The organism is Marinoscillum sp. HNIBRBA16962 (assembly GCF_057801515.1).
The window spans coordinates 265582-289718 of the sequence record NZ_CM173603.1 but is presented as its reverse complement, the minus strand read 5'-3'; the positions used below and the strand labels follow the sequence as shown (position 1 = coordinate 289718).

24 protein-coding genes are annotated in these 24137 nt (G+C 45.4%); 13 read left to right on the top strand and 11 right to left on the bottom strand.

Going from position 1 to position 24137, the window contains the following annotated elements; translation table 11 throughout:
• The first annotated feature begins 7 nt into the window (after positions 1-7).
• Positions 8-253 (top strand): GIY-YIG nuclease family protein, encoded by a 246-nt coding sequence (locus AC3E9V_RS01260; RefSeq protein WP_488751366.1) that lies wholly within the window; start codon positions 8-10, stop codon positions 251-253.
• Positions 254-758: 505 nt separating this feature from the next.
• Here the strand turns inward: AC3E9V_RS01260 and AC3E9V_RS01255 are convergent.
• Positions 759-1139: a hypothetical protein gene (locus AC3E9V_RS01255; RefSeq protein ID WP_488751365.1), complete on the bottom strand. Its 381-nt coding sequence runs from the start codon at positions 1137-1139 to the stop codon at positions 759-761.
• Between the two features lie 107 nt (positions 1140-1246).
• On the opposite strand from AC3E9V_RS01255, the gene AC3E9V_RS01250 reads away from it, so the two are divergent.
• A complete protein-coding gene (locus AC3E9V_RS01250; RefSeq protein ID WP_488751364.1) occupies positions 1247-1906 on the top strand; it encodes an RNA polymerase sigma factor in 660 nt (219 codons plus the stop codon).
• On the opposite strand, the gene AC3E9V_RS01245 is transcribed toward AC3E9V_RS01250, so the two are convergent.
• Positions 1903-2583 (bottom strand): DUF6962 family protein, encoded by a 681-nt coding sequence (locus AC3E9V_RS01245; protein ID WP_488751363.1) that lies wholly within the window; start codon positions 2581-2583, stop codon positions 1903-1905. The genes AC3E9V_RS01250 and AC3E9V_RS01245 overlap by 4 nt on opposite strands.
• Before the next feature lie 81 nt (positions 2584-2664).
• Between AC3E9V_RS01245 and AC3E9V_RS01240 the strand changes: the two genes are divergently transcribed.
• From AC3E9V_RS01240 to AC3E9V_RS01225, 4 genes are read left to right on the top strand one after another with little or no spacing between them, the layout of a single operon-like run.
• On the top strand, positions 2665-4041 hold the full coding sequence (locus tag AC3E9V_RS01240) for a neutral/alkaline non-lysosomal ceramidase N-terminal domain-containing protein (RefSeq protein ID WP_488751362.1): 1377 nt from the start codon (positions 2665-2667) through the stop codon (positions 4039-4041).
• Entirely contained in the window at positions 4001-5092 is a 1092-nt protein-coding gene (locus AC3E9V_RS01235) for an alanine racemase (protein WP_488751361.1), read from the top strand. Before AC3E9V_RS01240 ends, AC3E9V_RS01235 begins: the two co-directional genes overlap by 41 nt.
• Positions 5089-6189, top strand: a complete 1101-nt coding sequence (locus AC3E9V_RS01230) for a glycoside hydrolase family 3 protein (RefSeq protein ID WP_488751360.1) — start codon at positions 5089-5091, stop codon at positions 6187-6189. The genes AC3E9V_RS01235 and AC3E9V_RS01230 overlap by 4 nt, the downstream gene beginning before the upstream one ends.
• Positions 6190-6208: 19 nt before the next feature.
• Positions 6209-7078, top strand: coding sequence for a bestrophin family protein (locus AC3E9V_RS01225; RefSeq protein ID WP_488751359.1), 870 nt, complete (start codon positions 6209-6211; stop codon positions 7076-7078).
• A gap of 42 nt (positions 7079-7120) precedes the next feature.
• Here AC3E9V_RS01225 and AC3E9V_RS01220 read toward each other — a convergent pair whose 3' ends face one another.
• Positions 7121-7963, bottom strand: a complete 843-nt coding sequence (locus AC3E9V_RS01220) for a 1,4-dihydroxy-2-naphthoyl-CoA synthase (protein ID WP_488751358.1) — start codon at positions 7961-7963, stop codon at positions 7121-7123.
• A 613-nt stretch (positions 7964-8576) separates the two neighbouring features.
• On the opposite strand from AC3E9V_RS01220, the gene AC3E9V_RS01215 reads away from it, so the two are divergent.
• Positions 8577-10448: a DUF4153 domain-containing protein gene (locus AC3E9V_RS01215; protein ID WP_488751357.1), complete on the top strand. Its 1872-nt coding sequence runs from the start codon at positions 8577-8579 to the stop codon at positions 10446-10448.
• 485 nt (positions 10449-10933) lie between these two features.
• Positions 10934-11416 (top strand): flotillin-like FloA family protein, encoded by a 483-nt coding sequence (locus AC3E9V_RS01210; protein WP_488751356.1) that lies wholly within the window; start codon positions 10934-10936, stop codon positions 11414-11416.
• A gap of 217 nt (positions 11417-11633) precedes the next feature.
• On the opposite strand, the gene AC3E9V_RS01205 is transcribed toward AC3E9V_RS01210, so the two are convergent.
• Both AC3E9V_RS01205 and AC3E9V_RS01200 read right to left on the bottom strand, forming a co-directional pair.
• A complete protein-coding gene (locus tag AC3E9V_RS01205; protein ID WP_488751355.1) occupies positions 11634-12470 on the bottom strand; it encodes a 2-oxo acid dehydrogenase subunit E2 in 837 nt (278 codons plus the stop codon).
• A 237-nt stretch (positions 12471-12707) separates the two neighbouring features.
• Positions 12708-13127, bottom strand: coding sequence for a DoxX family protein (locus AC3E9V_RS01200; RefSeq protein WP_488751354.1), 420 nt, complete (start codon positions 13125-13127; stop codon positions 12708-12710).
• Positions 13128-13193: 66 nt separating this feature from the next.
• Between AC3E9V_RS01200 and AC3E9V_RS01195 the strand changes: the two genes are divergently transcribed.
• On the top strand, positions 13194-13538 hold the full coding sequence (locus tag AC3E9V_RS01195; RefSeq protein WP_488751353.1) for a hypothetical protein: 345 nt from the start codon (positions 13194-13196) through the stop codon (positions 13536-13538).
• 59 nt (positions 13539-13597) lie between these two features.
• On the opposite strand, the gene AC3E9V_RS01190 is transcribed toward AC3E9V_RS01195, so the two are convergent.
• The 5 genes from AC3E9V_RS01190 to AC3E9V_RS01170 all read right to left on the bottom strand — a co-directional run bounded on the left by AC3E9V_RS01190 (position 13598) and on the right by AC3E9V_RS01170 (position 19040).
• A complete protein-coding gene (locus tag AC3E9V_RS01190; RefSeq protein WP_488751352.1) occupies positions 13598-16027 on the bottom strand; it encodes an ABC transporter permease in 2430 nt (809 codons plus the stop codon).
• Positions 16028-16349: 322 nt separating this feature from the next.
• A complete protein-coding gene (gene lipA / locus AC3E9V_RS01185; protein WP_488751351.1) occupies positions 16350-17237 on the bottom strand; it encodes a lipoyl synthase in 888 nt (295 codons plus the stop codon).
• A 58-nt stretch (positions 17238-17295) separates the two neighbouring features.
• Positions 17296-17997: a hypothetical protein gene (locus AC3E9V_RS01180; protein ID WP_488751350.1), complete on the bottom strand. Its 702-nt coding sequence runs from the start codon at positions 17995-17997 to the stop codon at positions 17296-17298.
• A gap of 70 nt (positions 17998-18067) precedes the next feature.
• On the bottom strand, positions 18068-18418 hold the full coding sequence (gene ytxJ / locus AC3E9V_RS01175; RefSeq protein WP_488751349.1) for a bacillithiol system redox-active protein YtxJ: 351 nt from the start codon (positions 18416-18418) through the stop codon (positions 18068-18070).
• A 1-nt stretch (position 18419) separates the two neighbouring features.
• On the bottom strand, positions 18420-19040 hold the full coding sequence (locus AC3E9V_RS01170) for a hypothetical protein (RefSeq protein ID WP_488751348.1): 621 nt from the start codon (positions 19038-19040) through the stop codon (positions 18420-18422).
• A gap of 214 nt (positions 19041-19254) precedes the next feature.
• On the opposite strand from AC3E9V_RS01170, the gene AC3E9V_RS01165 reads away from it, so the two are divergent.
• Positions 19255-19626 carry a hypothetical protein gene (locus AC3E9V_RS01165; protein ID WP_488751347.1) on the top strand — a complete coding sequence of 124 codons (372 nt, stop codon included), beginning with the start codon at positions 19255-19257 and terminating at the stop codon, positions 19624-19626.
• A gap of 9 nt (positions 19627-19635) precedes the next feature.
• The gene (locus AC3E9V_RS01160; RefSeq protein ID WP_488751346.1) at positions 19636-20127 is read left to right on the top strand and encodes a hypothetical protein; all 492 of its coding nucleotides are present in this window, start codon (positions 19636-19638) and stop codon (positions 20125-20127) included.
• Positions 20128-20263: 136 nt separating this feature from the next.
• Here the strand turns inward: AC3E9V_RS01160 and AC3E9V_RS01155 are convergent, their stop codons facing one another.
• Positions 20264-22240: an alpha-ketoacid dehydrogenase subunit alpha/beta gene (locus AC3E9V_RS01155; RefSeq protein ID WP_488751345.1), complete on the bottom strand. Its 1977-nt coding sequence runs from the start codon at positions 22238-22240 to the stop codon at positions 20264-20266.
• 144 nt (positions 22241-22384) lie between these two features.
• On the opposite strand from AC3E9V_RS01155, the gene AC3E9V_RS01150 reads away from it, so the two are divergent.
• On the top strand, positions 22385-23617 hold the full coding sequence (locus AC3E9V_RS01150) for a M16 family metallopeptidase (RefSeq protein ID WP_488751344.1): 1233 nt from the start codon (positions 22385-22387) through the stop codon (positions 23615-23617).
• Positions 23614-24126 (top strand): 2-C-methyl-D-erythritol 2,4-cyclodiphosphate synthase, encoded by a 513-nt coding sequence (gene ispF, locus AC3E9V_RS01145; RefSeq protein ID WP_488751343.1) that lies wholly within the window; start codon positions 23614-23616, stop codon positions 24124-24126. The genes AC3E9V_RS01150 and ispF overlap by 4 nt, the downstream gene beginning before the upstream one ends.
• The last annotated feature ends 11 nt before the right edge of the window (positions 24127-24137 follow it).

The following is a 24137-nucleotide window of genomic DNA, read 5'->3' as shown; positions in this document are numbered from 1 at the left end:
TTAAGCAATGTATTTTGTCTATATCCTCTACTCCGAAAAAACCGACCGTTACTATAAAGGCCAAACTAATGATGTAATGGGTCGTTTGAAAAGGCACAATGCCGGGTACGAAAATCCTACACGAAAGGGAGTTCCATGGAAGTTAATTTGGTTCACTAAGAAAAGCACCAGAGCTGATGCTTTGGCACTTGAGAAGAAGCTTAAGAACATGAACAGAGCTGAGCTTGAGGCTTTTATTAAGAAATACTCATAACAATGTCTCGATGCTGACCGTAAGCGTCAGCAACCGATCTTCCATCAAGACGCTAAAGGTCTTGACAGGCCCAAACCCTGACAAGCTTGCTTCGTCAGGGCTTTTTTATTTTTAGCAATGTATTTTGTCTATATCCTCTACTCCGAAAAAACCGACCGTTACTAGCGGCTTTGTCAAGCTATACTGAATGATCATAGTAGAGTATGGGGTTTGACCCGGATTATTCATTAGAAAATGAATAATTGACGAAAAATGCTCCAAAAAACATTTTTGTCAGAGTTAACCCAGTTTAATCCAAATATTCCCCCTTTCTCTTTCAAAGGGGGCTATGGGGGTTATAGAAAAATTTATCAAACCCATACTTCATTACCGCTTAATCGCAATTTGACGAAGCAGGACTATAAAGGCCAAACTAATGATATAACGGATCGCCTGAAGAGACATAAAAAAGCAGTCACGAAGAGCAACTGCTTTTTAAACTTAACATTATAGCAGGAATGCCCGGTCAGGCACATGTAGCTTTAGGTGAGCCTGCACTTAATTTAGCCAGCACAAAAGCTCCGATAGCCATAACAATATCCCGTACTGCCACATCAGGATAATGCCAGGTAAAGATCAGACTCAATGCTATAAGGAGCAGCCAGGCTGAAACAATATAGGCTCCTATTTCGGTTTTGAAGAGAACCAGGAGCCCGGCAAGGATCTCTACTACGCCCACTATCATCATAAATGCGGAAGGGCTAAACGGTAAAAGGTCGACCATAGCCGGAGAAAGGTAACCGGACCAGTCAGTAAGCAGGTTTATAAACTTATCAGCTCCCGCCGCAATGGGCACCAGACTGTAAGTGTATTTTAAAATGCTGTGAATTTGTGTTTGTTGTTCCATCTAGAATTTTTTGGTTGATTCAGTGGTTAGATGCCAGGATTACGGTCTGGTTACAAAACCTGTAACTTTAATGAGGTTACGGCATCTAATAGAAAAGACCTATAAATATGGAACCACTACAATGGCCTGATACTCCACAAGCGCAGCTACCCGATGACCAGGTTATACAGCGAATACTTAAAGGTGAAAAGGAGCTATTCGAAATTCTGCTAAGGCGCTATAACCAAACCTTATACAGAGTTATCCGCAGCTACGTGAAGAATGCCGGGTTAACAGAAGACCTGATGCAGGAAACCTATATCAAATGCTATCGCAAACTGGAGCAGTACCATGGTGATTCTTCTTTTTCCACCTGGTTGATCAGGATAGCAACAAACGAAGCCCTTCAACACCTCCGCAAAAAGAAAAGAGCGCCTTTTGATCATCAGGAAAACATAGATGCCAAGGTCATTCAACTTCGAGCTACCCACATGGAACCAGACAAGCAATACCAGACCAATGAACTAAAACTGCTGATCGAATCAGCGGTGGATCAGCTTCCTGAAAAGTACAGGATCGTCTTTGTGCTTCACCAGGCCGAGGGGATGAGCAATGAAGAAATCGCCACTTGTCTGAACCTGAGCAATGGCAATGTGAAGGTCCGTCTGCACCGTGCTAAAGCTCAGTTAAAAGAATGGCTGTTTCAACAAACTGATAGTGCTTCCCTTTTTGAGTTTGGCAATGCCAAATGTGACCGGCTGGTAGAGCAGGTAATGAGAAGGATTTAGTCATCTATGATGATTTTTTGAAGGGGTTCTTTACCTGAAGAAACGGAAGCTTTTACACCTTTATAAAACATCCAATAGGCCATCAGCATAATAAAATGTGCGATATCATCCCTGTTGAACCACGCCGGATCAATGTCAATCCCCAGCACCTTCACCAAAGCCATCAGGATGAGACAAACTATTCCAAAAAAGAAATATCCATAACCGGACTGCCCGGCCTTCCACCGCTGGTATCCGATGATTCCCACAAATAGTAAGAGACCGGCTGTTTGAGCCATGATCCATTTAAATGAAAAATCGTATATCAAAAGAGCAACGGAAGCGAAAAGTTTGCCTCTGATAACTGCCAGGAGGGTTACTTTCTTTTTTTCATCGCTCACGTCAGTCACCATCGCCAGCTCACCAAGCGCTACCCCGATGATCGCCGCTGACCAGCCGGGTATTTTACCCATCATGCCTGTATACTCGTAGAGGAGGTGTGAAAACCCGCCAAATGCCAGTGAAATAGAATATGCAAGAAAAAACCACGCCCAGTACTTCAGAAAAGCATTTTGATTTGGCTCTTTTTTTAGTTTCTGATAGAAAAATAAGCACTGGATAGCCAGTACCCAGTTCATCAAAGTGCTCAGGGGCTCCAGCAAGGCCAACCCTAAAAATTCAAAGGAAACTTTCTCCACCGGACGTACTCGTTAGTTGATAAGTTTGCTAAACTAACCGCCTGGCATTAAAAGTCCGCAGCTTTTGAGTAATTTTCACCTATGGCCAGAAAGTTACTTCGCATACTGGTGATCTTATTCTCCTTTTTCGGAGTTGTTCTGATGTTTACCATAACGACCGTGGACAGGCAGCATTATCAGCAAACGACTTTCTACAAGGAAATGGATCAGCGCCTGGACTCTCTAGCCGGATCAGAGGTAGGCATAGCTCCCGACTCCCTTCAGGTTGGCTGGTCTAGAATCAACATTACCCCCCAGAGACCTCAACCCCTGGCAGGGTATGGGAGCAGAGACCCTAAAGTCATGACCGGGATACATGATTCAAGCTATGTGCGTACCCTGGTTTTCAGAAGCGGAGATAAGAAAGTAGCACTGATCACTGCGGACCTGCTGATCATTCATCCCGAAATTTCACGCAAAGTATGGACCCTGCTGCAGCCTGACTGGAGTCCTCATGAAATTTACTTCACTGCTTCTCATACCCATTCAGGGGCAGGAGGCTGGGCTCCTGGATTTATCGGCAAATTGTTTGCTGGCGAATACAATCCGCTTATTGCTGACAATGTTGCTCAACAAATAGCCAGATCCGTACTCCGGGCAGCTCATTATACCAAACCGGGATTAATCTCATTCATAGAATTTTCCATGGACGACCTGGTGAAAAACAGGCTTGTAAAAGAAAAAGGGATAACGGACCCCTGGCTCAAAGTCCTGAAAGTGCAATCAGGTGCAGAAAAAGGGTTAGTAAGCTTCTTCAGCGCCCATGCGACCTGCCTCGGGCACGAAAACAGGATGCTTTCCGGAGACTACCCGGCAAAACTGAATCAATCTCTGGAAGCCGATAGCAGCATCAGGTTCTCCGCATTTGCTGCGGGAGCTGTGGGTAGTATGGCTCCCCGGATTAGCCGAAATGATGATTTTGAGGAGGTTCGTGTCATGGCTGATGAGCTCGAAAAGCAGATAGCGCTTTTTGACATGCTTGGAGCAACAGAGTCAGAAACAGGAGCTCTAAGATCTTATCAGCTCAAGGTTCCCCTGCGTGCCCCTCACTTTAAAATCGCAAAAAGCCTTGCTATTCGTCCATATCTCTTTAACGCTCTGGCCGGGGAATACGAGACGCATATTCGTGTGCTTCAGTTGGGCAGCCTCCTTTTCATTGGTCTGCCTTGTGATTTTTCCGGGGAGCTGGCGGTGCCCCTTTACGAAAAAGCCAAAGCCAAAGGGATAAACCTGATTATCAGCTCGTTTAATGGGGAGTATATCGGATACATTGTCAAAGATGAGTGGTATGATCTGCCGAAATACGAATCCAGAACAATGAGCTGGTATGGACCGGACAACGGCGCGTACTTTAGTGAAATTATAACCAGAATAATAGATGCTACACCAAATTACCAAACCAACGCTATTGGTAGATGAGGATAAAGTAAGGAAGAACATAAAGAAAATGGCTACAAAAGCGAGTGACAATAAAATCACTCTTCGACCTCACTTCAAAACCCATCAGTCAGCAGCTATTGGAGAATGGTTTCTGGATGCAGGGATCATCCAGGCGGCGGTTTCATCCGTAGAGATGGCCAAATATTTTGCGCAATGCGGATGGAAAGATATTACATTAGCCTTTCCTTATAACCCGCTGGAATGCAATGAAATCGAGGCGCTTGCAAAAGAAATTAAATTAAACCTTTTAATGGTCTCAAAAGAGTCACTCAACCACCTGAATACCCATGTGAGTGCTCCACTGGAATATTTCATTAAGGTAGATGTGGGTACCCACAGGACTGGTGTACTGTCCTCAGCAGAAGAAGAGATAAAGGCAATCGCAAATAGCGAAAACGAAAAGCATAAACTCACTGGCCTTCTGGCTCATGCCGGCCATGCCTACCAGCCACTAACTCCTGATACGGCTGAAGAACTTTTCCGGGAAGGAATGGATCACTTGCTTTCGGTCAGAAAGACCCTGGGGGTTCCCTCACTAAAGATCTCCTGGGGTGATACACCCACCTGCTCCTTACTAGGCGAATTCCCTCAAGTAAATGAGATCAGGCCCGGCAATTTTGCCTTTTACGACCTCATGCAGTATTCCTACAATGTTTGTACCCTTGCAGAAATAGCCGTTTGTCTGGCCTGTCCGGTGGTATCGATACACCCTGACCGTAATGAAGTCGTAGTTTACGGAGGAGGTGTGCACCTGTCAAAAGATTTTATCACAGATGAGCATGGAAAGCTCTATGGACAGGTGGTCAGCCTTTCTGAAGAAGGCTGGGAGGCTTCTCCGATAGCTCGTGTCGATCGGCTGTCACAGGAGCATGGCATTTTAAAAGGTTCATCAGCATTTATACGGTCGCTGGAGATTGGTAGCCTGGTAGGCATCCTGCCTGTCCACTCATGTCTTACGGCTGACCTTCAGGGTTACTACTTATCTTTGACCGGCGACAAGCTGGAAAAACTCAATAGAAAAGGTTTATGAAAAAGCTTTTGATTTTAGTCATGAGCGTGGCATGCGGCTTCCCGCTGTTTGCTCAAACTCAAAAGGACTCTCTTGATATCATGATCGGGCAAATGATCATGATCGGTCTTGGAGATTTTAATACACTGGACACTACAGCAGTAGTCTTTGACGATATAAGAGACCGAAAAGCAGGAGGTATCATCCTTTTTGAAAAAAATCTGTCACCAGAAAATACCACCGAAAACCTTCGAAAAATTTTGGATTATGCACAAAGACGTGCCACCATGCCTCTTTTTGTGAGCATAGATGAAGAAGGTGGGCGTGTAAACAGACTTAAGCCAAAGTATGGTTTTCCCCAGACCAAAACCGCTCAGTGGTTAGGAGAACTGAACAATCCGGACTCCACCAGGTACTATGCCCAACAAACAGCAAGCACCCTGTATAGTTTGGGGATCAATATGAACTTTGCTCCGGACATAGATGTGAACATAAACCCGGATAATCCTGTCATCGGTAGCATTGGCAGGTCTTATTCGCAGGATTATATGGAGGTGGTAAAACACGCCAATCAGGTTATTGAGGCCCATGACCTGTTTGGTATAGCAACCGTACTGAAACATTTCCCCGGCCATGGCAGCTCCAAAAATGATAGCCACCTGGGGATGGCTGATGTTTCCTCCACCTGGCAAATTGAAGAGCTGTACCCCTACAAGGCCCTCCTTGATTCCGGAAAAATACGCGCGATCATGACAGCCCACATAGTAAATGCCACCCTGGATGAAGAGAAACTTCCCGCCACGCTTTCGCAAAAAGTAATCGGGGGATTGCTCCGAAATTTTCTCGGATATGAGGGGGTGGTTGTCTCAGATGATATGCAAATGGGCGCGATTAGTAAAAAATACGGATTGGAAGAGTCGGTAAAGCACGCTATTTTAGCGGGAGTGGATATTTTATTATTTGCTAACAATGTACCTGACCATCAGCTCGTCACCGCGAGCCAAATACATGAAATCATAAGCACGCTGATCCGTAATAAAGAAATAACTGAAGAACAGATCAGGGATTCTTACCGCCGTATCATAACTTTAAAAACCCAACTGGGCCTAACCCAATAAAAAACTTAAGTCACGCCGAATGATCCAATACAACCCTAAATCCTGGTTTTCCTTAATATTTGATGTCTATAGCAGGTATGTGATCAAATTACTTTTCCCTCTTCTTTTATTTGTGGGGCTGTTCACACTTTTGCTCTGCTTCCTGGTGATTGATGTTTTTGATTACCACTTTGAAGGCACCATCGCCTTTCACTCCATTTTAGGGGTTATACTAGGTCTCTTTTTGGTGCTCAGGACTAACACTGCCTATGATCGCTGGTGGGAAGGACGAAAACTCTGGGGTCAGCTTGTCAATGATTCACGCCAGCTGGCTATAAAACTGTCTGCATTTCTGCCTGATGATGCCACAGAGGACCGTGAGTTTTTCCGAAGGATGATTCCTAATGTGACATTTGCCATGAAAGAGCACCTGAGAGATAGCATCCTCATTGGCGAAATGGATACGATCAATGACGAGTACAAGGAAAAGATCATCAAAAGCAAGCACCGCCCCAATGCTATCAATAAGATAATCCTCACCAGGATCATGAAGGCGCACAGGGAAGGTAAGATTTCGGACACACAGCTGTTTCTGCTGGATAAAGAAGTGAAAGGATTTACGGACATCATCGGAGCTTGCGAACGGATCAAAAGCACACCGATCCCTTATTCCTACAGCATGTTCATTAAAAAGTTTCTTTTTATCTATGCCATCACACTTCCCGTGAGTTTTATGTGGGATTTCTACTACTGGACGGTAGGCATTGTCATGCTGGCTTTCTACTTTTTGGTAAGTATAGAGCTAATCTCAGAGGAGATTGAGGACCCGTTTGGCACTGACATAAACGACCTCCCACTCAATGAGCTTTGCCTTAAGATCAAAAGAAATATCTCTGAGATCTTACACTAATCCTAACACTAGTATATTAATTCACCAGGAGATCTCATCGGATCACGGGATCCACTTAATGTCATCAAAGTTGGGTTTGCGCTTTTCAAGGAAAGCATTGCGCCCTTCTTTGGCTTCATCAGTCATGTAGGCAAGACGGGTGGCTTCTCCGGCAAAGACCTGCTGACCCACCATGCCATCGTCAGTCAGGTTAAAGGCAAACTTGAGCATCTTGATGGAGGTAGGGGATTTCTCCAGGATCTCCTGAGCCCACTGGTAAGCGGTGTCTTCCAGCTCATCGTGGGGAATCACGGCATTGACCATGCCCATGTCGTAAGCGTCCTGCGCAGAGTAGTTTCTTCCTAAAAAGAAGATCTCTCGGGCACGCTTCTGACCTACCATTTTCGCCAGGTATGCCGATCCATAGCCACCGTCAAAGCTGGTTACATCTGCATCTGTTTGCTTGAAGATGGCATGTTCTTTACTGGCTAAAGTCAGGTCACAAACCACATGGAGACTATGACCGCCACCCACAGCCCAGCCGGGCACCACCGCGATAACCACCTTGGGCATAAAACGAATGAGTCGCTGCACTTCCAAAATGTTCAGCCGGGGCATGCCGTCATCATCTACATAACCCTGATGTCCGCGAGCACGCTGGTCCCCACCGCTGCAAAAGGCATACTTGCCATCTTTGGGAGAAGGACCTTCCGCTGAAAAAAGCACTACGCCAATGTTGGTATCTTCTCTGGCATCCAGAAAAGCTTCAAAAAGCTCCGCTACCGTTTTGGGCCGGAATGCATTTCGTACTTCCGGGCGGTTGAAAGCGATCCGGGCCACCTTTCCGGATTTTTTATAGGTGATGTCTTCGTATTCTTTTACTGTTTTCCAGTTGGCTGTGCTCATGGTGTTCATTATTAAGTTCGGGCGTTAAAGTTAGCTCTTTCATTTTCTTTTTTGGATCAAAAACATCTCTGTGTATTAATCACTTTTTCACAAAAAAATAATAAAAACTAACCGCAGAGTCCTCACGGTTTGAAGACCGAATGCTGACGCACATGATGTCCTGACCAGAGTTGCGCCAGGATCGGTACAGCATAGTTCCGACCTCAAAAACAGATAACTAATCTGTCTCTTTCCTGAGCGGCTTTTTTTCCCGCAGATTTCGCAGAATTACATAGTTTGTTTTTATTAAATCTGCGTCGATCCGCGAAATACGAAGTATTCATGAAGACAGATGAAATATAGAGTACTGCGTGAATAAATCAGCGGAAAATTAGTTATATAGGTAGTAAACAGAGATCACAGAGTAAACAATAGAAATCTGAAACTCCTTCTCCTTGGTTAGAAACTTTGCTTTCTCGGTGTTCTTTGAGGTTTAAAATCCTTATTGATCAAAATTTTTCTTTCTATAACTACTCATCCTTCATGTTGTCAACGCATTCTCATGTGAGGTTTTTATTGCCAATTTTGGCTGTTTTGGCTGTATATTGAGTAAGCATTTTTTTAATCAAAGCTTATGAAATTTCCGTCCCTTACATTTTTGAGTCAGCAGGCTACCAAGGCATTTAAAGCATATCCGATGACGATTTTATCTGCTTCAGTTGCTGTGTTTTTTGGGATCTACCTGATTGAGGCAGAGCAGCAGATCTCCAATGAGTTTCCGTTTATCAACCTGCTTTTATGCGGATATTTGGGCGTACCGCTTTTTATGGCCGCAAGGACGTATTCCCTGGCTTTGGAAAAGTCGGATAAGTTTCTCTGGGTGGTCAGAGGGCTTATCGTGATGCTTTTGGTTGGGGTATACTTTTACCTGCCTGGCTCTGAAGAGACGCTCAACAAGAGCATCCCATACATTCGCTATGTCATCTTTGCAGTGGCGGCTCATCTGCTGGTTTCGTTTGCTCCCTTCCTGCAAAGAGGTTCACTCAATGGGTTCTGGCATTTCAATAAAGGGCTGTTCCTGAGGTTCCTGCTTTCGCTGCTTTACTCAGCATTCTTTTACGTGGGCATTGTGCTGGCTTTATTGGCCATCAAATCGCTGTTTGATGTAGATATCAAGGATGAGCGCTTCTTTGAGATCTTCATATTCATTGCCGGTGTTTTTAATACCTGGTTTTTTGTGGCAGGGATTCCAAAAAAGTTTCCCCAGCTGGATGAAGATGAATCTTATCCGAAGGGATTGCGAACGTTCATCCTGTACGTGCTTATTCCTCTGCTGGCCACCTACTTTGTGATCCTGTATGCATACTCGGCCAAGATCATATTTGTCTGGGACTGGCCCCGGGGCATCATCACATACATGATCATCAGCGTGGCGGTGCTGGGCATACTGGCCATGCTGCTGGCTTATCCTTACTCTCAAAAGGAAAGTAAAAGCCCACTCACGTTTTTGAGCAGGGGATACTGCTGGGTACTGCTTCCCATGATCGTCATGTTGTTTCTGGCCATTGGGATCCGTGTAAGCGATTATGGAGTGACCATCAACCGCTATCTCACCATCCTTTTAGCCATTTGGCTGACCTTCGTTTCCGGGTATCTGATCTTTTTTGGAAAAAATATCAAGCTGATCCCCATTTCTCTTTTTCTGTTTATCCTGATCACTTCCATCGGTCCCTGGGGGATCTTTAAAGTCAGTGAGAGGAGCCAGATCAACAGGCTCCGGTCAGTACTTGAGGGTGCGGATATTTTGAATGGTAAGATCAACAATGAGCCGGAGTGGGTAGTATCAGATACCACAAAACTTATTTTCAAAGGAGAAAATGCCAACGACGGGCTGCTGACGGACAGCCTGCACAACGAAGTAATGTCCATCCTCAATTACCTGGATGATTTTCATGGGTTTAACGGTATTTCAGGCTGGTACAGCCAGGACCCTAAAGCTATAGCTGAAAGCCGGGGTGTCAGTGAGCGTGTGGTTTATATGCGGCTGATGGGGCTTCCGTATGTATACCGATCAGGCGAAGATGCAAAGGACTACTATGGCTTTGATACGTATGAGCAGCGTCAGAGGCTCCATCTTATCAGTGGGTTTGATTACATGATCTGGGTGGATTACTACAGCCCAAATTCCCCGGATAAAGGCATTGAACTGGACCCTTTTGACGAGTTGCCCGAATTAACCATTTTGCTTAAAGACTCCGCGCTGACGATCAGTGACCAGACCCATGAAATCAGCCTGAACCTGCAGAAGAAGCTTCGGCAACTCATCGATGAAAGTCCGGAAAACTATAGCAGAGAGCTGGAGGAAAAGCTGATCCTGAGTGCAGAGAATGATTGGATGAAAGCCCAACTCCAATTAACGAGTATTTCTGCGCAGGGAGCAGCGATTAACTACTACAGGGGTCGGCTTCTCTTTGGGTTTCTTCAGGGGGGAGCTGAGCAGAAATAGATAGCTTCGGAAAGATCGAACGAACTGCAGCTTTTAAAATATAACTCCGAAAAGTATTACAATCCCCAGCCCCTAAGCCGGTCTCTTACGCTAACTGTGCCTTCGCAAGCTTCAGCGAAGCAAGGAGCTTTAGCGACAGTGTGGCGCCCCTCCTAAAACAGGTAAAACATCCCGTTGAAAAAATTTCCCCATCACAGTCAGGGAATAATTCTAATTGCATAGCTGTCAAATTTTAGTCTTTTGGTTCAAAATATAATCCAAGTTAACCCTTCCTGTATTTGTGTGAACAGAGTAGCCTAAAACAGGAGGGGAGTTGTTAGCGTTGTGATTGGTAGTTACTTCTTCCATTTTAAGGTTTATAAATTTTTGCAGTGCATGAGGTGCCAGATACACCTACACCCGGAGGCTACACTGCATAAAAAAAGTCGAAGGGGTTTGTTATCGTTTCATCGTTATCTTTAAATTCCCAAGAAACATCCTTACTTATGAACATAGAATTCCTCCTCGTCATCCTGATAGCCATAGTCGGTTTCTTCATGCTTCTCTATTTTGTCCCGTTAAACATCTGGATCACTGCCATCTTCTCAGGGGTGCGGATAGATATCATGGAATTGGTCTTTATGCGCATCCGTAAGTCACCGGTCAAGGAGATAGTATATACCCTCATTGCCTGCAAGAAAGCCGGGGTTCCGATTGAGAAAAATGACCTGGAAACCCATGCACTGGCCGGAGGAGATGTGACCAATCTGGGTAAAGCGCTAATCAAAGCAAAGAAGGAAGAGATCCCAACAGACCTAAAGGAACTCTCCGCTGTAGACCTGGCCGGAAGTGACCTGATGGCCTTCCTGGAAAAGAAAAAACATGCTTCCACAGACGAAGACCTGAAGAAAAAGCTTTGCCAGCAGATCATACAGGATCTTACCGATGATCAGCTGAAAGAGCTGGATCGATTTATGAGTGACTTGTAAAAACCCTCCCGTGCTGGTAGTCGGTAATCGGTGGGCAGTGGGAGTAATCGGTAAGCAATAATCAGTGGTCGATCAATCCCCCCTATAATCCCCCGGGGATAGATGTAAGCACGTAACTTCCCAACCGTAACAACTCGCAACATCGCAACTCCTCAACTCGTAACCTTCACGCAACCATGCAACTCGCAACTTTCACAACATCGTAACCCCACGGCCATCACACCCGCAAAGCCTCAGCATGATTGTGATCCGGCGTCTTTTCCGCATCATCAGCTATTCCCCTGATCAGCAATCGTCTGAACCGCTCTATGAAGCGTGCCGTCTGTGCTCCGTCCAGAATATCATGATCCATAGAGATAGTGATATCCACTACCTCCCGCTTTACCAGCTGTCCTTCGTCATACCCGGGAAGCTTCCTGATGCAACCCACCATGGCCGTAAGCACCTGCGGTGTCATGGGGATGACCCAGGCACCCGAATTGTAACTGAACATGCCCATGGAAGAAAAACCAACCGTACCGTTAAATTTCTTCTTGAGAAAGGGGTCATTGAATATGCGCCTCAAAAACCACCTTCGCAAAAAACCAATCCTCTTGATCACACTGATCAGTTTCTTCTTTCGAACCATCACATCACTGTCAATCAGATCCGAAGATTCTCCATTTTTAGCTTTTTTGATCTCTTCTGATATCTCAAAAACGGATTTGGTATTGGCTGCCCGCAGCACGTAACTAACCGGAACGAGCACTCCGTTTACCCTGCGTTCCACCATAGTGGAAATATCCACATCATCAAACACAATGAGCTTATTGCCCTTTCGGTAAGCCTGCACTGATCTATCAGCATCCACAGCCTGTGCAAAACAGTACAGCAAATACGCCGTAAGGGAGATCGGACGGTTACTTTTCCTGCCAGCTTCCCGTATGCTTTCACGGACTCCGGTGATATCCAGCTCCAGGACCGCATAGGCGGTATGCTTGGCCTTGGCAATGCTTAAAAAATCAACTATTTGCTTTCGCTCCAGTGAAAACGGGTGTACAGTATATCGGGACATTTTACAAAAGAGATTAAGGAATAAAGGTAAAATGCCCTGCTCAGCCTGCTTATGAAGTATATCAGTCTGCAACTTGACAGAGATCATATATACAGTTCTCAAAAATTGGGAATCCTCTACTTTTGAAGGTCGGCAATGCCAGAGAAACACTCCCTAACCCTCTTTTTTTCAGGGCAATAGCCTGGAATGATTAGAGGATCATCGAAAAAATGCCGCAACTCCGCAACACTTCTACACTCACCTCTTTTTCCTAAAAAGAAATGCATCCACGGAAAACCGGCCCGGCCCCAGAACCAACAGCGAAATGAATGGAAACAGAAACACCAGCGAATGTTCCTTATCATCAAACGGATCTCCCGCATGAGCCACAAAAAAAGCAACCAACATGGTAATAATCAGCGGGATAAGTGCGAGCCGGGTTCCTGCCCCCAGCACCACAAACAATGCACAGAAAAACTCTGCGAAAATGACCAACGCCAGAGAAACGGATCCTCCCAGCCCCAGGAAGTTCATAAATCCGGGCGCCCATGCACTGTAGTTTTCCAGCTTCATCAATCCATAACGCATCATCAGCAGCCCAAAAGTCAGCCTCAGGATCAAAGAAGCATAGTTAATTGCTGTGTTTTCGGTTTGTGGAGTCAGAAAGTTTTTTAGCATGGTTCTTTTTATATTTCACACAAATCTAAACCTAACTCACATGAAAGGGTTGCAACTTTTACAGAAATGGAATACGAAGAAGAACTAATCACAGTAAATCGCAATGCAATAACAGTCATACCACAAAAACCCTACTTTGACTGGATCAATTACCTGCACCCGGAAAGCATCATCACTCCTGATGATATGCACGAATATAATTCGTACCTGGTGAATGGTGGTTTTGCCGAACCCGAAAAGGTTGTCAAAAAACACTACAAGACCATCTTTGAAACCGAGCTTTTTGATATGTGGACAGATGAAAATGACTGGCCTCAAAAACGTACGTTTAAAATCTTTGCAGAATGGTTTGACTGCAAAGTCAGTGCAATAGTGTATGACCTTGGCAAAGGGGGAATCTACAAGGAGTAAAAAGATAGGGGTTATAAAAAAATTTATCAACCCCATACTCCCTTACTGCTTAATTGTAATTAGTCATCCTTGAGGGTCTCTGCGGGATTTACCAGGGCCGATGTAATGGTCTTGTAGCTTATCGTAATAATGGCTATCAGCAGGGTAGCTAAAAACGCCACCACAAAAACCCATGGGCCAATGGCTATCCTAAAAGCAAAGTTGTCAAGCCACTTGCCAAGCAGATAAAAAGCTATTGGTGATGTAATGACAAAAGAGATGGTGATCAGGGTGATCACTTCCTTAGAGAAAATGCCAAGGATATTGAATACTGAAGCTCCGAGCACCTTTCTCACCCCGATCTCCTTGGTGCGGTTGACTGCTATGAATGAAATCAACCCATATAAGCCCAGACATCCGATCAGGATCGAAATACCTGCGAAGATCTCCATGAGTGAAGTAATGTTCTGAACAGTCTCGTAACGTTCGGCTACTTTTTTGTCATAAAAATCATAATCGAGCACGTACTCAGGATAGACCTGGTTCCACACGTTTTCAAAGTGACTGTTGGCCTCTTTCACCTGATCCAGGGATTTTACTTTATAAGACAAACTATAAAAAGCCTTGGGATAGTGAAGCATAAGAACAAAATCCAGGTCCTTTTCCAGTGAGGTGGTATGGAAATTATCAACTACTCCCACGATGGTTTTGTCGCCACCCCACCCTGTAGTTAACTTTTCTCCTACGGCATCCGGATAGCGACCTTCAAAACCCATAAGGTCAGCGATCTTACGGTTTACCACTACATTATTGCTGTCTCCCTCTCGCACCGTTCTGCCCGCCAGCAGGTCTATATCAAAGAGCGATGTGTAATGTGAATCCACCGCTTTAAAATTGCCATGATAATCATTTTCTGATTCCAGGGGAGCATAATTAAAGTTGCTGAATGAGTTGGAGTTTCCGGTAGGTTCAGCCAGGGCAAAGGACACACCTTCAATGGCCGAAGATCGGAGCATTTCCTGCCTGAAACGTTCCATCTTCACCTCATCCCGTTCGGGCATATAGGTGGTCATGATAGCCTTGCTGTCAAAGCCCAGCTCAGAGTTCAGGAAAAAATCTGTCTGTAAGGAAACGATCAATGTGCCTATGATCAGGAACTGTGAAATGGTAAACTGCAGGATCACGAGTCCTTTACGCAGATTCAATCCACCGGAATGAGACCCCGCCGAAATCTTCTTGCGCAAAGCCACTACCGTATTCATCCGGGACAGAAGTACCGCCGGATAAAATCCGGAAAGTAAGCTTACTACCAAAAAGAGGATAAGAAGAAAGAGAATGGTTTCCGGAGAGCTAAAAAGATCTAATGACAGCTGATGGCCAATAATATCTTTAAGCGTATTAAACATCAGCTCACTTATGGCCAGTGAGATCAGAACTGCAAAAAAGGTGATCAATGCAATCTCCGCCAGAAACTGAACCACCAGCTGACCGCTCATACTGCCGATAGCCTTGCGTATACCAATCTCTTTCGCTCTGTTGGCAGCCTGAGCAGTTGCCAGGTTTACGAAGTTGATGCAGGCTGTGATCACTAAAAAAATACCAATCACTCCCAGTGCCAGAATAAACTGCCAGGAAGCACCATCTGTATAGGACCCGTACTCCTCATCAAAATGTATCTCGCTAAAAGGCTGAACGATATATCGTGTTTTCTCAGAGTCCCCTTCTCCACGATACTTCTCTACAAACTCAACAAGCTTTCCATTGAACGTGTCCAAATCAAACGTTGCCTTTGGGATAAAGTAGGTGTTTGTATTGGAGCTGGTAGAATTCCACTGCTTGCCCTCACCGAAATAGGGATTTACATCATCCTTCTGCCCGTAATACTCAAACAAATAGGTAAATGGCAAAGAGGTAGTTTCCGGAGGATCGCCGATAATTCCCACTACCTGAAAGTCTTTCAGGTTGTTGTAATTGATCACCTTACCAATGGCTTTGTGCTCCTCTCCAGCGCTCAGCCCATAAAGTTTACGCGCCTGGGATGCCGATATCACTCCAGTATTGGGTTTGGTAAGCGCTTTTTCGCGGTTGCCTGCTATCCAGGGAATGGAAAAAACATCAAAGAAGGCCGGCTCGGTAAAGGCTATGCCCTCCTCGATCATATACTTATTGATGGTGCCGTCTGCGTTGTAGGTGTTGAGCTGGTTGCCGTACGTGTATTGTGTGCGTACTACCTTTTCAATTTCAGGATAATCCTCCCTCAAGGCAGGGCCAAGGGGGTGAGGTGTACCCATGTCTTTGGAAACATGATCCGGGTAAATGTTTTGATGTACTACCCGGTATATGGACTCATAATTTTCGTGATGCTTATCATAGCTTAGCTCATAGGTAATCACTTTGTATATGACCAAAGCACAACCTATACCAAGCGCCAACCCAAACACATTGAGCGCTGTATAGACCTTATTTCGTTTTAGGTTTCTGAGTGCAGTGATCAGGTAGTTTCTTAGCATATCTAGTCTTCCGGATGATCATTTCTGAGGTCAACAAGTGTGCCAACCAACAAAAACTATAAATAAGCTAAGATAGATGGGTTTTGGTAAAGTAATCACCTGCTAAAAACGTACATGAAACTGTTCGATAATGTACATTCTCGTCAAAGAATCGGGGAATTTAAATGATTACGTTTTCTGCCTGCGCCACTCCGTACCGTTATTGAGGGTTACCAGGGGTTTATCCTCCCTCTCAAAACCTGCCATTTCCTGACATTGACGGGCCACTCCGGCGCCACTTATGGCAAAAGCACCTTGCGCAGTAATGAACTTATCTCACCCGCTAGATCGGAACGTTTACGTGCCTTTCAGCATGATAGGAGGATCTTACCAGCGGACCAGACTCTACGTATTTGAGTCCTCGCTTTAGACCTTCTTCCCGGTATTTGTCGAATTGGTCGGGGTGGATGAATTCAGCAACTTCAATGTGCATTTTGGTAGGTTGAAGGTATTGTCCCAGAGTAAGAATATCCAACCCGTGCTCTACCAGGTCATCCATGGCTTTGTGTACTTCATCTTCCGTTTCACCAAGCCCCAGCATGATCCCGGATTTCGTTCTTTTACCGGCCTCTTTGGTCAGTTTGATTTGCTCCAGGCTTCTGTAATACTTTGCCTGGGGCCGTACTCTTCTGTAGAGCGTCTCTACAGTCTCCACGTTGTGAGAAACAACCTCCTGCCCTGGCTCGATCATCCGGTACAGTGCATCCCAGTTTCCTTTTACATCAGGAATGAGTGTCTCTATGGTAGTCTCAGGGCTTAGCTCTTTTACTTTCTTCACAGTCTGATACCAGATCTCAGCGCCTCTATCCTTCAATTCATCCCGGTTTACGGATGTAATGACAGCATGCTTGACTCCCATGGTCTTTATAGCTTCCGCTACCCGCTGAGGTTCAGCTTCGTCATACTCCGGGGGTCTTCCCGTAGCTACTGCGCAGAACGTACAGCTTCGCGTACACACATTTCCGAGGATCATGAAGGTAGCTGTACCTGCTCCCCAGCACTCTCCCATATTAGGACAGTTACCGCTCTCGCAGATCGTGTGAAGCTTATGCTCATCTACGACCTTTCGTACATTGGCATATTCCTTGCCTACCGGCAACTTTACTCTCAACCAGTCTGGTTTTCTGGTTCGCTGTGCTTTATCCTGAGAAATAGTGGGTAATTCAATCATGCTTCAAAATTGTTCTGCAAAGAAAGCTCTGCTGTGTCAAACTTCCAAACAAGGCATTTTACTTCCTCGTTCCCCAGTAAAGATTAAAATAGAGGGAAGTAAATAAGGCGTTATTGTCCTGGGTAGGAACCATGATTATCTCTTTAGGAAATGCTTCAAAAGCGATGCCTGTCTCTACTCCGGCTACATTATTCTTAAAAGTTCCAAATTCAAAGGAGACTCCGGCTTTGGCATTCAGTCCGACAGTTAATTCTGAGTCTCCGAGGCCCTGAAACAATTTACCTGATCCCTGCACGGCCCCAAAATTATTATGCAACTCATGGTCAAACGGCACGTAATTTCCGCTATACAATATGTAGTAGGGAGCTATAACCCCTACAGTAGGTCCTGCGCCATACAGCACACTGATCTGCACACCCTGCTTTGGCGCTTTTTTAAACAATAAATGCTCGCGACCATAAATGCCCCGAATGGAGTATAAAAATTTTTCCTTACCCCAGGTGAATGAGGTGCCCGAAGCTTGCGATAAGTATCGCTGCTCTTTGGGATGGCGCACATTCATCATCTCTATACCAAACATGGAAAAAAGATTTTCCTTCTGCTGCCGTGAGAGCTTGAAGATCACACCTCCTATCAGTCCTCCGTTGGTGTTCTTATTTAACCCCCAGGTGACTTCAGTGGTATAGTCATTTTCCGGATCCTGGGCGTATATTGATCCGGATACACAAATTACGGTTAAAATAACTATCCACTTTTTCATAAGATGTTCGCACTAAGTGCCACTAAATTTAATCAAGGTTACTCAGAAAACCCTCGGAAGGCTGCTGATCTTAAGCAGAAACCGGGTCGATGTTATCGATGAGTTCCTCAAACGAAATGCCAAAGTGTGAATTATCATACACGCATCGGCCATCCTTTATCATAAGTATCTGTGGTGACTGGTGCTCCACCCTGTATCGCTCCGCTATAGCATTGGACACGTCTCTGTATGCGATCAAATCCAGAAAGTACAGGACAAGGCCCGAGGCTCTTGTGTCGTCCCACTTTCTTTCCAGCCGGTTTAATGATGCTGCACTGATTGAGCACCTGGTGCTATGCTTAAAAACTACTACAGGCTGAGTTTTGGATAATTCTTCCAACTCCTCTATACCTTCTACAGATGTCAGGTTTTTCCAGTTCATATTAGTCATTCCAGATTTCCGCTTCCTTACGATCAAATTTGGGTTTGGAAACTTTTTCTTTAACAGCATCCGGTTGTGCTTTGTTCCCGTTTAACCTCGCCCAGAAAAGATTCCACTTCCTGAGACTGTTCCTGAGAAACTCACTATCCTGATTTGCTTTCTGATGGGGGAAGCTCGGATGCATCTTTCGGTTATTGATCCACTTTTCTTTGAATGAACCCTGGTAGCCAGATGGATCCTTTGATTTGGACTTATAGTCTTTGGCCATGTATGGCACTTTCTGTCCACCCTCAAAATGAGCTGTAGACCAGGTTTTGAAGAAGCTGTTCACGTTCTCATACCAGTCTCGTTTCTTTTTATACTCCCCTTTGTATTTGGATACCTTAAAATTATAGATCCTACTTTGCCGTTTTAGCCTTTCATTTTCATCAAACCGGTTTTTGTTTTCTGAAAACCGCGGATCTGCTTTACTCCACCTTAAACCATCAAATGGTGAGCCCGGAGAAAATCTTGGTGTAATGTTCTTTTTCCTTTTTGCCAGAGGTGAGCCTACAGAATACCGGGGACTCACTTCCCGGTCCTTTTTGCTAAATGGTGAGCCGGGAGAATACCTTGGCTGCACACTTCTATCCTTTTTGCTAAAGGGTGAACCCGCTGAGTAGCGGGGCGCCACTTTCCGGTCCTTATTGGAAAAAGGTGAGCCTGAAGAATAGCGGGGGTTTATTGCATATTTTGCGTTTTTGAATGGCGATCCGGAATCTGACCTGGGCTCTTTCTTTTTGCTGTAAGCCCGATTATTAAAAGGTGAGCCCGGAGAATACCGTGGAGTGACGGTTTTGTCTTTGCGACTAAATGGTGAGCCGGATGAGTATCGCGGGCTCACTGCCATATCCTTCTTGCTGAATGGCGAGCCAGAAATAGATCGAGGTGTGATATCCTTTCTCTTTTTTGAAAATGGCGAACCCGAAGATGTCCGTGGACTTACTACGACAGTCTTGTTGGAGAAAGGTGAGCCTGGTGAAAATCTCGGCTGGATTTTTTTCACTTTCCGATCAAATGGGGTCTGCCCTGAAATGGACCGGGGCGGGCCTGCTTTCTTCGACTTTCTGTCAAACGGATCGCCGGATGAATACCTGGGTGATACATTAAACTTTGTAGTCCGAAATGGTGAATGTGAGTCTGACCGGGGCTCCTTCCGCTTGCTGTAGGATCTTTTATTGAACGGTGATCCGGGTGAAAACCTGGGTGTTACGGATTTTTCTTTCCTCGAAAAAGGTGAGCCTGAAGAATACCGGGGTGATATGTTGACTTTGCTGTCGCGGAAAGGGGAGCTGGAGTCTGAACGAGGCGGCTGGCGCTTATCTTTGCGTCCCGCAAATGGGGAGCCGGATGAATACCTGGGTTGCCCTTTTTTCTGCTTGCTAAATACTGCCGGCGGACCTGAAGGGTATGCACTGGCCGGAGCAGTACGCTTAGACCTGAATAACGATCCTCTGTCTATTTCGGTAAATCGGGGTGTTACCTTTCTCCTCCTGAACGAACTAAATGGAGATGCAGTGGACCTTGGAGCCCCCGTTTTAGCCTTTTGGCGAGGTGGACCTGTGGATCTTTTATCTTTGCTGAATAACCCAAAAAACCAGCCCTTCTTGTCTTTATCTTTCTTCTCCGTTTTCAGCCTGCGGTCTGAATCTGTAATGATCTGGGCCTGAGCCGTCTCCACAGATAGAGCTGCTATCAACAAACAAAAAGAAGATATGATCAGTACGCGCTTCAAACAGTCGATTTCAGTACCTCCAAAGATTTAAATTTTCTCCCGTAATCCCAATTAATGAGTCTGGTTATCCTTTAATAACGCAACAATTGCCCGATTCTTCCTTTCAGACGAGACTTTGGTAAGAAATTCTCTTCCAAAGGCTTAGCAAAAGGCACCGGTGTATCCAGGCTTCCTTCTCTGAAAACCGGTGCATCCAGCTGCTCAAAACAGTGCTCAGATATCCATGCCGCAATCTCTCCTCCTATACCCCCCGTGAGACAATCCTCATGAAGGATAAAGACCTTGCTGGTTTTTGTAACGGTTTTCTTCACGGCATCCTTATCCCATGGCAGTAAAGTACGTAAATCAAGGATATCCGCAGAAAGTTCCATCTCACTGACCACCTCCCGGGCCCAGTGAACGCCCATGCCATAAGTAATGATAGAAAGATCGGACCCCTCATTGACTAACCGGGCTCTCCCCACTTCAGTAGTATAATAGTCATCCGGCACTTCATCGGTAAGCGAGCGATACATAAACTTATGCTCAAAAAACAGATAGGGATTCGGGTCCTCTATAGCAGCATTCAGCAAGCCTTTTGCATCCGCCGGGTTAGAAGGATATACGATCTTCAGACCGGGCGTATGAAAAAACCACGCCTCGTTCGACTGGGAATGGAACGGACCGGCGCCTACGCCTGCCCCTGTAGGCATGCGGATCACCACATCGGCATGCTGCCCCCACCGGTAATGGATTTTGGCAAGATTATTAACAATTTGATTAAACCCACACGTAACAAAGTCTGCAAATTGCATTTCCATCACTGCTTTCATGCCAGAAATGGAAAGCCCCAGGCTCGCGCCAACAATCGCTGATTCACACAATGGCGTATTTCGGATCCTCTCTTTACCAAACTGATCAATAAATCCTTCTGTCACCTTAAAAACACCACCATAATCCGCTACATCCTGTCCCATTACTACGAGTTCAGGGTATTTCTCCAGGCTTTGCCACAAGCCATCAGAAATGGCATCAACAAAGCGCTTCTTCGTGGTTTTACTGAAGTCGGGAGTGGCAACCTCCTGCTCAAACGGCCGGAACAAATCGTTTACCTCACTATTTGTATCGGCCACTACGTCGGGTTCTGCAAACGCTTTCTTTACTGCACTGTCAATTTCTTTTTTAATCCTGGAGCGGATCTTTTCAAGTGCCTCCCTGTCAGCTGCTTTCTCCTTCAGGAGGTAGTCTTCGTAGCATGAAATGGGGTCCTTTTCCGCCCAGTATTCCATCAACTCCCTGGGTACATATTTCGTCCCTGATGCCTCCTCGTGCCCTCGCATTCTAAAGGTTTTTGCTTCGAAAATAATCGGTCTGGGTTTCTTTCGGATGCTCTTCACAAGCGGCTCCAATTCATCAAGCACTTCCAGTATGTTGTTTCCCTCCACACTGTATGCTTCCATACCATACGCCGGACCTTTCACCACAAACGAGTCAAAATTAAACTGCTCCGAGCTGGGTGTGGACAAGCCGTATCCATTGTTTTCTATGATGAATATGACAGGTAGATTCCAGACGGAAGCTACGTTTAATGCTTCGTGAAAATCCCCTTCGCTGGTGCCTCCATCTCCGGTGAACACGATAGTAGCTTTCGGCTCTTTTCTCAGTACCCTGGCCAGAGCTATCCCATCTGCTATCCCCAGCTGGGGCCCTAGATGTGAGATCATTCCCACGATATTATGCTCCTTTGACCCAAAGTGGAATGATCGGTCACGCCCTTTTGTAAATCCGCTCAGCTTGCCCTGAAACTGCTCAAAAAGCTGAGTGAATTTCACTCCCCGGGAGGTAAAAACACCCAGATTTCTGTGCATGGGCAGGATGTACTCATCCATTTCCAAGGCAAGTGCAGAACCCACGGATATTGCTTCCTGTCCTATGCCTGAAAACCATTTGCTGATCTTTCCCTGCCTGAGCAGGATCAGCATCTTTTCTTCGATCAGTCTAGGGGTGACCAGAGCAGAATAAATTTCCAGAAGTTGCTTATCTGAACGCTTCTTACGGTCAAAATTCATAGATGTGATGTTTTAAAACGGCTAAGCCGATTTGGGGTGTAATTTTTGGCCAAAGGTATTATTTATCCCCTTATTCTTATCCATGAGGATTATGGTTAATTTTGTCAGCTGAATTCTAAAGAAATCAAAATAGCCAACCACTTCATGGTCCCATACAAAGAACATCACCTTTCAAACGGATTACACCTAATCGTACACGAAGACCACAGCAGCCCGGTCGTGTGCCTGAACCTCCTTTACAAGGTGGGCTCCAGAAATGAGCTTCCTCATAAAACCGGCTTTGCTCACCTGTTTGAGCACCTGATGTTCGGAGGTTCTCAGCATGTTAAAAATTTTGATGAGCCCCTGCAGAAAGTCGGAGGGGATAATAATGCCTTCACCAACCCCGACATTACAAACTATTACATCACGGTCCCATCTTCCAATGTCGAGACGGCCTTTTGGCTGGAGTCTGACCGAATGCTGAACTTATCTTTTGATCCGGAGGTGCTGGAAGTCCAGCGCAAAGTGGTGATCGAAGAGTTCAAGCAACGCTACCTGAATCAACCCTATGGTGACATCTGGCTGAAACTAAGACCCGTAGCATATCAAAAGCACCCTTACCAATGGCCTACCATCGGCAAAGAGATCAGCCATATCGAAGAAGCTACCATGGAGGATGTAAGATCATTCTTTCACACACATTATCATCCGGGCAATGCTGTATTGGTACTTGCCGGTGATATCACCGAAGATAAAGCGTTGCAGCTTACACAAAAGTGGTTTGGCACCATACCCGGTAGAGCAAATCACCTCAACGGTATCCCTGAAGAGCCCAAACAAACCGTTTCAAGGCACCTGGAAATAACAGCCAATGTGCCAGCTGACAGCATCTACAAAGTATATCATATGCCTGGCCGGGTGGGCAAGCGCTATCATGAAGCTGACTTGCTTAGTGACCTGCTGGGTCGCGGAAAGTCATCGTTACTGCACCAAAAGCTGGTAAAAGACACCAACCTGTTTTCCAGTCTGGGAGCTTATGTAACAGGAAGTTATGATCCCGGCTTGTTGGTAATATCAGGCAAGCTGAATGATGACGTAACACTCGAAAAAGCCGATCAGGCCATCCAGGAAGCCATCAAACCTACTCTGTCCGAATTGGATCCTAAAAGATTGGAAAAGGTTAAAAACCAGGCTGAGGCTACCGTGGTTTTTGCCGAGGTAGATCTACTCAACCGGGCTATGGGACTGGCATATGCCGCATTTCTGGGAGACACTAACCTGATCAATGAGGAGATAGAGCAGATCAAATCTGTCAATGCCAAAGAAGTAATGACAATGGCTCAGGAAATACTGCGGGAGGATAATTGTACTACACTATATTATCGTAAAAAATGAAACCGAACATTCGAATAGGCTACGGCTATGATGTGCATGCACTGGCTGAGGGTGTAGATTTCTGGATCGGTGGGATTAAGATCCCTCACACGCATGGAGCTTATGGTCATTCGGATGCGGATGTGCTGATCCATGTGATCTGCGATGCGCTACTCGGAGCAGCCAACATGCGGGATATAGGGTTTCATTTTTCAGATAAAGACCCAAAATACAAAGGCATTGATAGCAAGATCCTCCTAAAAAAAGTAGTGAATCTACTTGCTGAAAATAGCTTTGGCATAGGAAATATTGATGCTACGGTATGCCTGCAGCAACCTAAGCTCAGCCCACATATTGAAAAGATGAAATCCACTTTGGCCGAAGTGATGAATATACCCGTCCATGACATCTCAATAAAAGCTACAACCACTGAAAAGCTTGGTTTTGTAGGAAAAGAAGAGGGTGTGGCTGCACATGCGGTGGCATTGATCTATTCCAGTGACCGATCTACATCGAGAACTTTCCCTTAAAAGACCTGCTA

Bases quoted from the DNA above. Each gene is read 5' to 3' on its own strand.
- AC3E9V_RS01260 (WP_488751366.1), top strand. From the start codon at position 8: ATGTATTTTGTCTATATCCTCTACTCCGAAAAAACCGACCGTTACTAT.
- AC3E9V_RS01255 (WP_488751365.1), bottom strand. From the start codon at position 1,139: ATGGAACAACAAACACAAATTCACAGCATTTTAAAATACACTTACAGT.
- AC3E9V_RS01250 (WP_488751364.1), top strand. From the start codon at position 1,247: ATGGAACCACTACAATGGCCTGATACTCCACAAGCGCAGCTACCCGAT.
- AC3E9V_RS01240 (WP_488751362.1), top strand. From the start codon at position 2,665: ATGGCCAGAAAGTTACTTCGCATACTGGTGATCTTATTCTCCTTTTTC.
- AC3E9V_RS01235 (WP_488751361.1), top strand. From the start codon at position 4,001: ATGCTACACCAAATTACCAAACCAACGCTATTGGTAGATGAGGATAAA.
- AC3E9V_RS01230 (WP_488751360.1), top strand. From the start codon at position 5,089: ATGAAAAAGCTTTTGATTTTAGTCATGAGCGTGGCATGCGGCTTCCCG.
- AC3E9V_RS01225 (WP_488751359.1), top strand. From the start codon at position 6,209: ATGATCCAATACAACCCTAAATCCTGGTTTTCCTTAATATTTGATGTC.
- AC3E9V_RS01220 (WP_488751358.1), bottom strand. From the start codon at position 7,963: ATGAGCACAGCCAACTGGAAAACAGTAAAAGAATACGAAGACATCACC.
- AC3E9V_RS01215 (WP_488751357.1), top strand. From the start codon at position 8,577: ATGAAATTTCCGTCCCTTACATTTTTGAGTCAGCAGGCTACCAAGGCA.
- AC3E9V_RS01210 (WP_488751356.1), top strand. From the start codon at position 10,934: ATGAACATAGAATTCCTCCTCGTCATCCTGATAGCCATAGTCGGTTTC.
- AC3E9V_RS01205 (WP_488751355.1), bottom strand. From the start codon at position 12,470: ATGTCCCGATATACTGTACACCCGTTTTCACTGGAGCGAAAGCAAATA.
- AC3E9V_RS01200 (WP_488751354.1), bottom strand. From the start codon at position 13,127: ATGCTAAAAAACTTTCTGACTCCACAAACCGAAAACACAGCAATTAAC.
- AC3E9V_RS01195 (WP_488751353.1), top strand. From the start codon at position 13,194: ATGGAATACGAAGAAGAACTAATCACAGTAAATCGCAATGCAATAACA.
- AC3E9V_RS01190 (WP_488751352.1), bottom strand. From the start codon at position 16,027: ATGCTAAGAAACTACCTGATCACTGCACTCAGAAACCTAAAACGAAAT.
- lipA (WP_488751351.1), bottom strand. From the start codon at position 17,237: ATGATTGAATTACCCACTATTTCTCAGGATAAAGCACAGCGAACCAGA.
- AC3E9V_RS01180 (WP_488751350.1), bottom strand. From the start codon at position 17,997: ATGAAAAAGTGGATAGTTATTTTAACCGTAATTTGTGTATCCGGATCA.
- ytxJ (WP_488751349.1), bottom strand. From the start codon at position 18,418: ATGAACTGGAAAAACCTGACATCTGTAGAAGGTATAGAGGAGTTGGAA.
- AC3E9V_RS01155 (WP_488751345.1), bottom strand. From the start codon at position 22,240: ATGAATTTTGACCGTAAGAAGCGTTCAGATAAGCAACTTCTGGAAATT.
- AC3E9V_RS01150 (WP_488751344.1), top strand. From the start codon at position 22,385: ATGGTCCCATACAAAGAACATCACCTTTCAAACGGATTACACCTAATC.
- ispF (WP_488751343.1), top strand. From the start codon at position 23,614: ATGAAACCGAACATTCGAATAGGCTACGGCTATGATGTGCATGCACTG.